The following is a 12,056-nucleotide window of genomic DNA, read 5'->3' as shown; positions in this document are numbered from 1 at the left end:
AGCCCCGCTCTCGGGCCGCCATGACGTGTCGTTCATGACGTCCCGAGAACGGGGCTCGGCCCGGTCGTGGCTCAGGCCTGGAGGCCGGCCTCGACGTCCAGCTCGACCTTGATCTTGTCGCTGACCACGGCCGCCGGGATGCCGCCGCCGACGCCGAAGTCCGAGCGCTTGATCTCGGTGCTGGCCGAGACGCCCAGGACCTTGCCGTTGGGGCCGTCGCCGAAGCCGCCCAGCTCGCCGGTCAGGGTGACGGGCTTGGTGACGCCGTGCAGGGTCAGGTCGCCGTCGATCTCGATCTCCTCGCCGTCGATGCGCACGGCGGTGGAGGTGAAGGTCAGGTGCTCGTGCTCCTCGACGTGCAGGAAGTCGGCCGAGCGGACGTGGCCGTCGCGCTGCTCGTTCTTGGTGTCGATGCTGTCGGCCACGATGGTGGCGGTCACCGTGGAGGCGGCCGGGTCCTCACCGGTCACGATCGTGCCGGAGATGGTGTTGAAGCGACCGCGAACCTTGGAGACGCCGAGGTGGCGGACGATGAACGCGACGTCCGAGTGCACGGGGTCGATGGTCCAGGTGCCGGCGACGTATCCGGGGATCTGGGTTGCGGCAGTCATCTTTCGGTCCTCCATGAGCATTGGTTGAACTCTCAAGTGAAGCCTAGCACTGAGGTTGAGAGCTCAACAACAGGTACCATGGAAGCCATGAGCGAGCCGCGGTGGTTGTCCGAGTCCGAGCAGCGGGCGTGGCGGGCGTACACGGCCGCCACCAAGCTGGTCAACGAGCGTCTCGACCGCCAGCTGCAGCGCGACTCGGGCATGCCGACCACGTACTACGAGATCCTCGTCGCACTCTCCGAATCACCTGATCGTGAGTTGCGGATGAGCGAGCTGGCCGAGTTCACCAGATCCTCCCGCAGCCGACTCTCGCACGCCATAGCCCGCCTGGAGGAGAACGGCTGGGTGTCCCGGCGGTCCTGTCCCACCGACAAGCGCGGGGCCTTCGCCGTGCTCACCGACGACGGCATGGCCGCGGTCGAGCAGGCGGCGCCCGGGCACGCCGCCGAGGTCCGGGCGGTGCTGTTCGACGGGCTCACCGACGAGCAGGTCAAGCAGCTGGGGCTGATCTCCGAGGCCATCACCGCCCAGGCCAGCAAGGGCTGCCCCAGCAATCCGTGTGACGAATGAGACGGGTGTCGCTGGCGGGGTGAGCGGGGGCGCTGGCTAGTCTGGCCGTACCCCATCCTGACGTGCAGGTAGGTGCCTCCGCCGCCCCATGCTGAACATCTTCGCTCGCGCCTCGGTCTCCCGCGTCACCGATCCGGTCGGGACGTGGCTGCGACGGCGCGGTGTCACGCCGAACGCCGTCACCCTCGTCGGCACCGCGGGCACTGTGCTGGCCGCCCTCTGGTTCATCCCGCGCGGACAGCTGTTCGCCGGCACCCTCGTGATCACCTTCTTCGTGCTGTTCGACCTGCTGGACGGGGCCGTGGCCCGGGCCGGCGGGACCGGCACCCGCTTCGGCGCGGTGCTCGACGCCAGCTGCGACCGCATCGCCGACGGCGCGCTGTTCGGCGCCATTGCCTGGTTCTGCCTGTCCGCCACCGACGACCGCCTCGGCGGCGCCGCCGCGCTGATCTGCCTGGTCGCGGCCCAGGTCATCTCCTACGTCAAGGCCCGCGCCGAGGCCACCGGCCTGGCCGCCGACGGCGGCCTGGTCGAACGGGCCGAGCGCATGATCCTGGCCCTGGTCGGTGCCGGGCTGACCGGCCTCGGCGTGCCGTACGCGCTGGACATCGCCCTGTGGGTGCTCGCGCCGCTGGCCGTGATCACCGTGGCGCAGCGGCTGCTGGCCGTGCGCCGGTCGGCCGAGGAGCAGGCCGGGTGAAAGGCCTGCTGGTCACCGCCGCCTTCCGGGCCGGCTGGCTGTTCGCCCGGATCGTGCCCGAGCAGGTCGCCGTCGGCGCGTTCCAGTGGGGCGCGGATTTCGCCACCCGGCGCGGCGGCCGTGGCGTCGCCCAGTTACGCCGGAACCTGGCCCGGGTCGTGCCCCGGGCCGGGGCGGCCGAGCTGGACGAGCTCGTCGCCCGGGCGATGCGGTCCTACGCCCGCTACTGGTGCGAGACGTTCCGGCTGCGGCCCGGCGACGTCGCGGCCGTGCACGAAGCCGTCGAGCGGACGGCCACCGGGCAGGAGAACCTCCAGGCCGCGTGCGCCGAGGGCAACGGCGTGATCCTGGCCCTGCCGCACTGCGGCAGCTGGGACCTGGCCGGCGTGTGGCTGCTCGGGCACACCGCCCAGGTCAGCGTGGTGGTGCAGCGGCTGCGGCCCGAATCCCTGTACCGGAGCTTCACCCGCGCCCGCGAACGGCTCGGGTTCGACGTCGTGCCGTCCTCCGGCGGCGACACCCGTCCCACCGAGCACCTCGCGCGGCGACTGCGCGCCGGCGGCACCGTGTGCCTGTTCGCCGACCGGGACCTCACTGACAACGGCGTGCCCGTGTCGTTCTTCGGCGGCACCACCAAGATGCCGGCCGGGCCGGCCTACCTGGCCGCCACCACCGGGGCCGCGCTGCTGCCGGTCGGCACCTGGTTCACCGAGACCGGGTGGGGGATGCGGGTGCACCCGCCGGTCAAGGTCAACGGGGTGGAGGGCATTCCCGCCGCCACCCAGGCCCTGGCCGACGTGTTCGCCGCCGACATCGCCGCCCACCCCGAGGACTGGCACATGCTGCAACGGCTGTGGCTGGCGGACTCGGAGTGAGGATCGGCCTGGTCTGCCCGTATTCGCTCGCCGTGCCGGGCGGCGTCCAGGCCCATGTCACCGGGCTGGCCGCCGCGCTGCGCGGGCTCGGGCACGAGGTGTCCGTGCTGGCGCCCAAGGGGCGGGCCGTGCCGATCCCGTTCAACGGCTCCGTCGCGCGGCTCGCCTTCGGGCCCTCGGCCTACGTCCGGGTGCGACGCTGGGTGCGGGCCGGGTCGTTCGACGTGCTCCACGTGCACGAGCCCATCGCGCCCAGCCTGTCGTTCCTGGCCCTCACCCTGGCCGGCGGCCCGATCGTCGCCACCTTCCACACCTCGTTCGCCCGCTCCCGGATCCTGCTCGCCGCCCAGGGCGTGCTGCGGCCGCAGCTGGAGAAGGTCACCGCCCGCATCGCCGTGTCCGAGCCCGCCCGGCGCGTGCAGGTCGAGCACCTGGGCGGGGATGCCGTGGAGATCCCCAACGGTGTCGACGTGCGGTTCTTCGCCCAGGCCGCGCCGCTGCCCGGCTATCCCCGGGCCGGCGGCACCATCGGCTTCGTCGGCCGCTTCGACGAGCCTCGCAAGGGCATGTCCGTGCTGGTCGAGGCCGTGCGCCGGCTGGCCCCCCGCCACCCCGACCTCCGTCTCCTCGTCGCCGGCCGCGGCAACGCCGCCGCCCTGCGCTCCGCCTGCCCCCAGGCCGTCGTGCTCGGCGAGGTCCCCGACGCCACCAAGGCCGCCTTGCTTCACTCCGTGGACGTCCTGTGCGCCCCCAACACCGGCGGCGAGAGCTTCGGCATCGTGCTCGCCGAGGCCATGAGCGCCGGCGCTCCCATCGTCGCCAGCGACCTCGACGCCTTCCGCCGCGTCCTCGGCCCCGCCGCCGCCTTCGCCCCACCCGGCGACCCCGCCCCCCTGGCCGCCCAGCTCGACCTCCTGCTCACCGATCCCGTACGCCGCAGGGCATCCGGTTTCGCCGGCTCCTCCCGCGCCCTGGCCTTCGACTGGTCCGTCGTCGCCGACCAGGTCCTCCGCGTCTACGAAGCCGCCACCTCCGCCAGCCCCAGTAAGGTTGGCGGGTGATCGAGGCGCTGGTGGCGGGGGTCGTGGTGCTGCTGGCGCTGGCGGTCCGCACCCTGCGGCTGACCAGCCGGCTGGATCGGTTGCACATCCGGACGGACGCGGCGTGGGCGGCGTTGGACGCGGCGTTGGCACGTAGGGCGTTGCTGGCGCGGTTGGCGAGCCCGAAGGCGCAGGCGGCGACGGAGGCGGCGGAGCGGGCGCCGAGGGCGGAGCGGGAGGCGGCGGAGAACGAGGTGAGCCGGCTGCTGGGGGAGCTGGACCGGGCGGCGCTGCCGGAGGAGATCGGGACGGAGCTGGCGGACGCGGAGCACCGGCTGGTGCTGGCCCGCAGGGTGCACAACGACGCGGTGCGGGACACGCTTGCCTTGCGGCGCAAGCGATCCGTTCGATGGCTGCGGCTGGCGGGCACGGCCCCGCTGCCGAGCTACTTCGAGATCGCGGAGCCGGTGGCGCCGGAGAGCGGGGAGCAGGCGCTGGTGCCGAGGGCGTCGGCCCGGATCCTGCTGGTGGACGACCGGGGGCGAGTGCTGCTGTTCCGGGGCGGCAATCCGCCGCCGAACAACACCGAGCAGTGGTGGTTCACGCCGGGCGGCGGCGTCGAGCCGGGGGAGAAGCTGCGCGAGGCGGCGGTGCGGGAACTGGCCGAGGAGACGGGAATCCGCTGCGCGCAGGAGGACCTGACCGGCCCGGTGTGGCTGCGCCGGGTGACGTTTCGCTTCGACAGCCGGTGGTTTCTCGGCGAGGAGTGGTTCTTCCTGTTGCGCACCAGCGCGGAGACGATCGACACCTCGGGCTTCACCGAGCTGGAGAACGACATCATGACCGGCCACCGCTGGTGGACCACGGCCGAGCTGGCCGACACCGGGGAACTGGTCTACCCGCCGCTGATCGGCCCGCTGCTCGACGATCTCCTTGCCACGCAATGGGATGGCACCGTGCGGCCCGTGCGCTGAGGCACGAGCCGCACACGGCGCCTCAGGCCTTGGCGGCCAGGTTGTCCGGCAACGGGTCGTACCGCGCGAAGTGCCGGGTGAAGGTGGCCGTGCCCGACGCCAGCGAGCGCAGCTCGACGGCGTAGCGGATCAGCTCGGTGGCCGGCACCTCGGCCCGGATCACGGTCCGGCCGGGGGCGATGTCGGCCTCGGTGCCCAGCACCCGGGCCCGCTTGCTGGACAGGTCGCCGAGCACCGAGCCCAGGTACTCGTCGGGCAGCCGGATGGTCACCTCGTCCATCGGCTCCAGCAGCGAGATCCGGCTGTTGGCGGCGGCCTCCTTCAACGCCAGCGCGCCGGCGGTCTGGAACGCCGAGTCGGAGGAGTCGACGCTGTGCGCCTTGCCGTCGACCAGGGTCACGCGCACGTCGACGCACGGGTGGTCGCCGTGCAGGCCCTTGGCCAGCTGGGCCCGCACCCCCTTCTCCACGCTGGGGATGAACTGGTGCGGCACCGAGCCGCCGATGACCCGGTCCACGAACTCGAAGCCGGATCCGCGCGGCAGCGGCTCCACCTCCAGGTCGCACACGGCGTACTGGCCGTGGCCGCCGGACTGCTTGACGTGCCGGCCATGTCCCTTGGCGGCCTTGGCAAAAGTCTCCCTCAGCGGCACCCGGACGTCCTCGGTGTCGACCTCGGCGCCGCCGGCCCGCAGCCGGGCCAGCACCACGTCGGCGTGGGCTTCGCCCATGCACCACAACACCATCTGGTGTGTCTCGGTGTTGCGTTCCAACCGCAGCGTCGGGTCCCCGGCGACCAGCCGCGCGAGGTTGCGGGCCAGGGTGTCCTCGTCGCTGCGTTTACGGGCCACGATCGCCACCGGCAGCAGCGGCTCGGGCATCAGCCACGGCGACATGAGCAGCGGCTGATCCGGGTTGGACACGGTGTCGCCGGTCTCGGCCGAGCCGAGCTTGGTCAGCGCGCACAGGTCGCCGGCCACGCAGAACGGCACCTCTCGCAGCTGCGCCCCGAGCGGCGAGTAGATGTGCGCGACCCGCTCGTCCTCGTCGTGGTCCTCGTGCCCGCGGTCGCTCATGCCGTGCCCGGACACGTGCACCGACCGCTCCGGCCGCAGCGTCCCGGAGAACACCCGGACGAGCGACACACGGCCGACGTACGAGTCGACGGCGGTGCGCACCACCTCGGCCGCCAGCGGGCCGTCGGGATCGGTGCTGATCTCCAGCACGGCGCCGCCGACCGGGTCGGTGACCGAGGGCAGCGGATGCTCCAGCGGGGACGGGAAGGCCCGCACGATGCCGTCGAGGATCTCGGCCAGCCCCAGACCGGTCGCCGCGCAGGCCGGCACGACCGGGTAGAACGAGCCCCGGCTGACCGCGGTCTCCAGGTCGGCGATGAGCACGTCCGGGTCGATCTCCTCGCCGCCGAGGTAGCGCTCCATCAGGGTCTCGTCCTCGCTCTCGGCGATGACCCCCTCGATCAGCGCGTTGCGGTGGTCGGCAAGGAAGTCGGCGAGCGCGGCGTCGGGTTCGCGGACGGTCGGCGGGTAGCCGTCGGAGTAGTCGAAGACGCTCTGGGTGATCAGGCCGACCAGCTTGGTGTTGCCGGAGCCGGGCACCGGCAGGTACAGCGGCATCACGCCCGCGCCGAAGGCGTCCTGGCAGGCGGCCAGCTCGGCGTCGAAGTCGGCCCGGTGGTGGTCGAGCCGGGCGATGACCACGCCGCGGGGCATGCCCACGGCCGCGCACTCCTCCCACAGGGCCATGGTCATCGCGTCCACGCCCTCGGCCGCGCCGACCACGAAAACCGCGGCGTCGGCCGCGCGCAGCCCGGCACGCAGCTCGCCGACGAAGTCGGCGTACCCGGGCGTGTCGATGAGATTGATCTTGACGTCCTGGTGGACCAGCGGCGCCACGGCTAGCCCGACCGAGCGCTGCTGGCGCTGGGCGGCGGGGTCGTGGTCGCACACGGTCGTGCCCTCGGTGACCGACCCGGCCCTGGTCAGCACGCCCGAGGCGGCCAGCAGGGCCTCGGTGAGCGTGGTCTTGCCGGCCCCGGACGGGCCGACCAGCACGACGTTGCGGACCTTGGCCGGGTCGGCTACAGCGACCGCGCCGCCGGAAGTGGTGTTGTCGGTGTTCTTGGACCCCATGGGGTCACCTCCCGTACGAACGGAATACACCTTGATGTGTTCGATCTCACACCGGAACGGCTGCTCGGACAAGCCCGCCGGTGAAGTGGCCTTCCGAAATTCCGTCAGATTGGCCTCAAACACCAGTCCACGTGCGACCTACCATCGGAGGCGTACCCCCGCTGGCACGTCCCGAAAGGTCGGCACGTTGACTATCGACACCACTCCCGCCACCGGCACCGCGCGGGTCAAGCGCGGCATGGCCGAGATGCTCAAGGGCGGCGTGATCATGGACGTCGTCACGCCGGAGCAGGCCAAGATCGCCGAGGACGCCGGCGCGGTCGCCGTCATGGCGCTGGAGCGCGTGCCGGCCGACATCCGCGTGCAGGGCGGCGTCGCCCGGATGAGCGACCCCGACATGATCGACGGCATCGTCGCCGCGGTGTCCATCCCGGTGATGGCCAAGGCCCGCATCGGCCACTTCGTCGAGGCCCAGGTGCTGCAGTCGCTCGGCGTCGACTACATCGACGAGTCCGAGGTGCTCACCCCGGCCGACGAGGCCAACCACATCGACAAGTGGCCCTTCACCGTGCCGTTCGTGTGCGGCGCCACCAACCTGGGCGAGGCCCTGCGCCGCATCGCCGAGGGCGCGGCCATGATCCGCTCCAAGGGCGAGGCCGGCACCGGCAACGTCGTCGAGGCCACCCGGCACATGCGCCAGATCCGGGCCGACATCCGCCGCCTGACCGTGCTGGACGACGCCGAGCTCTACGCCGCCGCCAAGGAGCTGCGCGCGCCGTACGAGCTGGTCAAGGAGATCGCCACCACCGGCAAGCTGCCGGTCGTGCTGTTCACCGCCGGCGGCATCGCCACCCCGGCCGACGCCGCCATGATGATGCAGCTCGGCGCCGAGGGCGTGTTCGTCGGCTCCGGCATCTTCAAGTCCGGCGACCCGGTCAAGCGGGCCGAGGCCATCGTCAAGGCCACCACCTTCCACGACGACCCCGACGTCATCGCCAAGGTCTCCCGCGGCCTGGGCGAGGCCATGGTCGGCATCAACGTCTCCGAGCTCCCCGAGTCCCAGCTCCTGGCCACCCGCGGCTGGTAGTTCCCCCGCTTGGAAGGGGGCTTTCCTTCACTCCGAGTGGAGGAAAGCCCCCTTCCAAGCGTTCAGACGACCATCCAGCCCAGGATGGGGGTGGACTGGAGGAAGACGAGCAGGCACATCACGGCCAGCAGGATCAGGCTCCACAGGAAGACCCGGCGGAACACGTCGCCCTCACGGCCGGCCAGGCCGACCGCGCCGGCCACGATGGCCAGGTTCTGCGGGCTGATCATCTTGCCCAGCACGCCGCCGGCCGAGTTGGCCGCGGCCATCAGGGTCGGGCTCAGGCCGGTGTGCTGGGCGGCGGTCACCTGGAGCGCGCCGAACAGGGAGTTGGACGAGGTGTCGGAGCCGGTGACGGCGACGCCGAGCCAGCCAAGCACCGGCGACAGCAGCGCGAACAGTCCGCCGGCGTTGGCCATCCAGGTGCCCAGGGTGGTGGTCTGCCCGCTGGCGTTCATCACGTAGGCCAGGGCCAGCACGGCCATCACCGTGACGATCGCGGTGGCGAGCTGGCGGTAGGTGCCGCCGTAGGCGCGCAGCGCGGCCCCGGCGCCGATCCTGATCACGGGGATGGTGATCAGGCCGGCGACGACCAGCAGCGTGCCGGCGGCGGCGAGCCAGTCCAACTTGAACAGCGGCAGCGTGGATGCCTTGCCGCTCAAGGTGTTCAGGTGCAGTCCGGGCCAGTTGAAGCTGACCGTGACGGCGGTGAGGGCGTTCTTGACCACCGGGATCTGGGCCAGTCCGAAGACGGCGATGATGATCGCGTACGGGGCGTAGGCGCGCATCACCTCGGCCCGGCTGTCCTCGGTCTCCGTCGTGCTCACGCGGCGGCGGATCATCAGCACCACGGCCAGCGCGCTGAGCAGGGACGCCACGATGTCGGTCAGGGGAGCGCTGAAGAAGTTCGACGTGGCGTACTGGGCGACGGCGAACACGATGCCGCAGGACAGGGTGGCCGGCAGCGTCTCGCGCACGCCGCGCCAGCCGTCGATGATGCCGACCAGCGTCATCGGCACGAACAGGGCCAGCACCGGCGTCTGCCGGCCGACCATCGCCGCCAGGTCGGACAGCGGCAGCCCGGACACCGTGGCCAGGGTGGTGATCGGCGCGGCCAGCGCGCCGAACGCGACCGGCGCGGTGTTGGCCACCAGGGCCACCGCGGCCGCCTTCAGCGGCTGGAAACCCAGCGCCACCAACATCACGCTGGTCACCGCGACCGGCGTGCCGAAGCCGGCCAGGGCCTCCAGCAGCGCGCCGAAGCAGAACGCGACGATCACGCCCTGGATCCGGTGATCGTCGCTGATCCGCGCGAATGACCGGCGCAGCACGTCGAAGTGTCCGGTGTGGACGGTCATGTTGTAGATCCAGATCGCGTTGACCACGATCCACAGGATCGGGAAGAAGCCGAAGGCCGCGCCCTCGGTGGCCGCCAGCACGGCCGGCCCGACGGGCATCGGATAGCCGAGCACCGCGACCAGCAGGCTCACCGCCAGCGAGATCGCCGCGGCCAGCCAGGCCCGCAGGCGGAACACGCCCAGCAGCACGAACAACACGACCAGCGGCAGCGCCGCGACAAGGGCGGACAGGGGGAGCGAACCGGCGATCGGGGCAAGGACGGGGGTGTACATGGGCGGGACCACCTCGCCGTTGAAGGGTCCGGCAGACGGTAGTCCACGCCGTCGTGGTGGACTAGGGATCCACAGTTGACACAAGTGGGGAGGCCCGGGTGTCGGCAAACGTCACGGTCGGCGTGGACGGTTCGAGCGCGGAAGTGGTGCTCGGCTCCGGTGGCAGCGCCAACGCGTTGGGACACGACGACTGGCGCGCCCTGGAGTTGACGTTCCGTGAACTGGCTTCGGAGCAAGGGATCCGGGTGATCGTGGTGCGCGGCAGCGGCGGCACCTTCAGCGCCGGGTCCGACCTGCGCGAGTGGGTGCACGCCGCGCCCGACGACGTGGAGGAGGCCTTCGCCGCCATGGAGGCCGCCTGCACCGCCATCGAGGAATGCCCGACGCCGGTGATCGCCCAGGTCGACGGCGTGGCCGCCGGCGCCGGCTGTCAGTTGGCTTTGGCTTGTGACCTCAGGGTTTTCGCCGAGGACGCCCGTATCGGCATGCCCATCGCGCGGCTGGGAATCCTGGTCAGCCCGGCCTTCGCCGCCCGGCTGGCCCTGCTCGCCGGGCACGGCCTGGCCCGGGAACTGTTGTACACCGGGCGTTTGCTGGACGCCGCCGAGGCCATGGCGGCCGGCCTGGTCAACCGGCGCGTGCCGGCCGCGGACCTGGCCGCCGCGACCCGGGAGCTGGCCGGCGCGGTGGCCGCCCAGCCCCGGGCCGCGTTGATCGCCGCCAAACAGGCCGTCAGCGTCGGGCTGTCCCCGACCCGGGCCGCCGCCGACAGCTTCGCCAGCGGCCCGGCAGTGTCCTATGAGGACTTCCAACGCGGCGTGACGGCCTTCCTGTCCCGCAGCCGCCACCCCGACTAGACGCTCGGAAGGGGGCTTTCCTCCACTTGGAGTGGAGGAAAGCCCCCTTCCAAGCGGTCAGTGGCGTGGGGCGGGTCAGTAGCGGTAGTGGTCGGGCTTGTAGGGGCCGGCGACGTCGACGCCGATGTAGGAGGCCTGGACCTTGGACAGCTCGGTCAGCCGCACGCCCAGGGCGTCCAGGTGCAGTCGGGCCACCTTCTCGTCCAGGTGCTTGGGCAGCCGGTAGACCTGGCGCTCGTACTCGCCGGGCTTGGTGAACAGCTCGATCTGGGCGATCACCTGGTTGGAGAACGAGTTCGACATGACGAAGCTGGGGTGGCCGGTGGCGTTGCCCAGGTTCATCAGCCGGCCCTCGGACAGCACGATGATCGCGTGGCCGTCCGGGAACACCCACTCGTGCACCTGCGGCTTGATCTCCACCTTGCGGATGCCCGGCACCTTGGCCAGCCCGGCCATGTCGATCTCGTTGTCGAAGTGGCCGACGTTGCCGACGATCGCGTTGTGCTTCATCCGGGCCATGTGCTCGGTCATGATGATGTCGCGGTTGCCGGTGGTGGTGATGAAGATGTCGCCCTTGTGGGCCACGTCGTCCAGGTGCACGACCTCCAGGCCCTCCATCGAGGCCTGCAGCGCGCAGATCGGGTCGACCTCGGTCACCACGACCCGGGCGCCCTGGCCGCGCAGCGCCTCGGCCGCGCCCTTGCCCACGTCGCCGTAGCCGCAGACCACCGCGAGCTTGCCGCCCAGCATCACGTCGGTGGCCCGGTTGAGGCCGTCGGCCAGCGAGTGCCGGATGCCGTACTTGTTGTCGAACTTCGACTTCGTCACCGAGTCGTTGACGTTGATCGCCGGGAACAGCAGCTCGCCGTCGGCGGCCAGCCGGTACATCCGGTTCACCCCGGCCGTGGTCTCCTCGGTCACGCCGATCATCTGCTCGGCGACCCGGGTGAAGCGGTTGGCGTCACGCTCGATGCTGGCCCGGATCGTCGCCAGCAGGATCCCGTACTCCTCGGGGTCGTCCTCGGTCGGCTGCGGCACGGCGCCGGCCTTCTCGAACTCGACTCCCTTGTGCACCAACATGGTCGCGTCGCCGCCGTCGTCCACGATCATGTTCGGGACCTCGCCGCCCGGGAACGTGAACAGCTGGTCCGTGCACCACCAGTACTCCGCCAGCGTCTCGCCCTTCCAGGCGAACACCGGCGTGCCCTTGGGCTCATCGACCGTGCCCTCGCGACCCACCACCACCGCGGCCGCCGCCTCGTCCTGCGTGGAGAAGATGTTGCAGGACACCCAGCGCACCTGCGCGCCCAGGTCCACCAGCGTCTCGATCAGCACCGCCGTCTGCACCGTCATGTGCAGCGAGCCCGCGATCCTGGCCCCCCGCAACGGCTTGCTCTCACCGAACTCCCGACGCAGCGCCATCAGGCCCGGCATCTCCAGCTCCGCCAGCCGGATCTGGTGCCGCCCAGCCGCCGCCAGCGACAGGTCCGCGACCGCGAAGTCGATCCCGTTGACCTGCCTCAGCTTCGTGCTCATGTCGGTATCCTCCGCATGCTTCGCGG

General features: G+C 71.5%; 11 protein-coding genes. 7 read left to right on the top strand and 4 right to left on the bottom strand.

All coding sequences use genetic code 11. The features are described 5' to 3' along the window. Nucleotides 1–71: 71 nt before the first annotated feature. Entirely contained in the window at nucleotides 72–611 is a 540-nt protein-coding gene (locus ACIG5F_RS35410; protein ID WP_396524316.1) for a YceI family protein, read from the bottom strand. Between the two features lie 87 nt (nucleotides 612–698). Here ACIG5F_RS35410 and ACIG5F_RS35405 point away from each other — a divergent pair, with 87 nt between their 5' ends. The 5 genes from ACIG5F_RS35405 (at nucleotide 699) to ACIG5F_RS35385 (ending at nucleotide 4,770) form a co-directional block, all read left to right on the top strand. Next, nucleotides 699–1,181, top strand: coding sequence for a MarR family winged helix-turn-helix transcriptional regulator (locus tag ACIG5F_RS35405; protein ID WP_396524315.1), 483 nt, complete (start codon nucleotides 699–701; stop codon nucleotides 1,179–1,181). Between the two features lie 88 nt (nucleotides 1,182–1,269). Next, on the top strand, nucleotides 1,270–1,881 hold the full coding sequence (gene pgsA / locus ACIG5F_RS35400) for a phosphatidylinositol phosphate synthase (protein ID WP_396524314.1): 612 nt from the start codon (nucleotides 1,270–1,272) through the stop codon (nucleotides 1,879–1,881). Beyond that, nucleotides 1,878–2,756: a phosphatidylinositol mannoside acyltransferase gene (locus ACIG5F_RS35395; protein WP_396524313.1), complete on the top strand. Its 879-nt coding sequence runs from the start codon at nucleotides 1,878–1,880 to the stop codon at nucleotides 2,754–2,756. The genes pgsA and ACIG5F_RS35395 overlap by 4 nt, the downstream gene beginning before the upstream one ends. Beyond that, nucleotides 2,753–3,817, top strand: coding sequence for a glycosyltransferase family 4 protein (locus tag ACIG5F_RS35390; RefSeq protein WP_396524312.1), 1,065 nt, complete (start codon nucleotides 2,753–2,755; stop codon nucleotides 3,815–3,817). Before ACIG5F_RS35395 ends, ACIG5F_RS35390 begins: the two co-directional genes overlap by 4 nt. Further along, nucleotides 3,814–4,770, top strand: coding sequence for an NUDIX domain-containing protein (locus ACIG5F_RS35385; RefSeq protein ID WP_396524311.1), 957 nt, complete (start codon nucleotides 3,814–3,816; stop codon nucleotides 4,768–4,770). The genes ACIG5F_RS35390 and ACIG5F_RS35385 overlap by 4 nt, the downstream gene beginning before the upstream one ends. 22 nt (nucleotides 4,771–4,792) lie before the next feature. On the opposite strand, the gene ACIG5F_RS35380 is transcribed toward ACIG5F_RS35385, so the two are convergent. Beyond that, the gene (locus ACIG5F_RS35380) at nucleotides 4,793–6,919 is read right to left on the bottom strand and encodes an elongation factor G-like protein EF-G2 (RefSeq protein ID WP_396524309.1); all 2,127 of its coding nucleotides are present in this window, start codon (nucleotides 6,917–6,919) and stop codon (nucleotides 4,793–4,795) included. 187 nt (nucleotides 6,920–7,106) lie between these two features. Here ACIG5F_RS35380 and pdxS point away from each other — a divergent pair, with 187 nt between their 5' ends. After that, the gene (gene pdxS / locus ACIG5F_RS35375; protein WP_396524308.1) at nucleotides 7,107–8,006 is read left to right on the top strand and encodes a pyridoxal 5'-phosphate synthase lyase subunit PdxS; all 900 of its coding nucleotides are present in this window, start codon (nucleotides 7,107–7,109) and stop codon (nucleotides 8,004–8,006) included. Between the two features lie 62 nt (nucleotides 8,007–8,068). Here the strand turns inward: pdxS and ACIG5F_RS35370 are convergent, their stop codons facing one another. Next, nucleotides 8,069–9,637: an L-lactate permease gene (locus ACIG5F_RS35370; RefSeq protein ID WP_396524306.1), complete on the bottom strand. Its 1,569-nt coding sequence runs from the start codon at nucleotides 9,635–9,637 to the stop codon at nucleotides 8,069–8,071. Between the two features lie 98 nt (nucleotides 9,638–9,735). On the opposite strand from ACIG5F_RS35370, the gene ACIG5F_RS35365 reads away from it, so the two are divergent. Then, nucleotides 9,736–10,494 carry an enoyl-CoA hydratase/isomerase family protein gene (locus tag ACIG5F_RS35365; RefSeq protein ID WP_396524305.1) on the top strand — a complete coding sequence of 253 codons (759 nt, stop codon included), beginning with the start codon at nucleotides 9,736–9,738 and terminating at the stop codon, nucleotides 10,492–10,494. A gap of 75 nt (nucleotides 10,495–10,569) precedes the next feature. On the opposite strand, the gene ahcY is transcribed toward ACIG5F_RS35365, so the two are convergent. Then, a complete protein-coding gene (gene ahcY / locus ACIG5F_RS35360) occupies nucleotides 10,570–12,030 on the bottom strand; it encodes an adenosylhomocysteinase (RefSeq protein ID WP_396524304.1) in 1,461 nt (486 codons plus the stop codon). Nucleotides 12,031–12,056: the final 26 nt, after the last annotated feature.

The organism is Kutzneria sp. NPDC052558 (assembly GCF_044547355.1).
Classification (GTDB): Bacteria; Actinomycetota; Actinomycetes; order Mycobacteriales; family Pseudonocardiaceae; genus Kutzneria.
Note: the sequence above shows the minus strand (reverse complement) of the source record. Positions and strands in the feature narration are given on the sequence as shown.

Bases quoted from the DNA above. Each gene is read 5' to 3' on its own strand.
- ACIG5F_RS35380 (WP_396524309.1), bottom strand. From the start codon at position 6,919: ATGGGGTCCAAGAACACCGACAACACCACTTCCGGCGGCGCGGTCGCT.
- ahcY (WP_396524304.1), bottom strand. From the start codon at position 12,030: ATGAGCACGAAGCTGAGGCAGGTCAACGGGATCGACTTCGCGGTCGCG.
- ACIG5F_RS35370 (WP_396524306.1), bottom strand. From the start codon at position 9,637: ATGTACACCCCCGTCCTTGCCCCGATCGCCGGTTCGCTCCCCCTGTCC.
- ACIG5F_RS35410 (WP_396524316.1), bottom strand. From the start codon at position 611: ATGACTGCCGCAACCCAGATCCCCGGATACGTCGCCGGCACCTGGACC.
- ACIG5F_RS35405 (WP_396524315.1), top strand. From the start codon at position 699: ATGAGCGAGCCGCGGTGGTTGTCCGAGTCCGAGCAGCGGGCGTGGCGG.
- pgsA (WP_396524314.1), top strand. From the start codon at position 1,270: ATGCTGAACATCTTCGCTCGCGCCTCGGTCTCCCGCGTCACCGATCCG.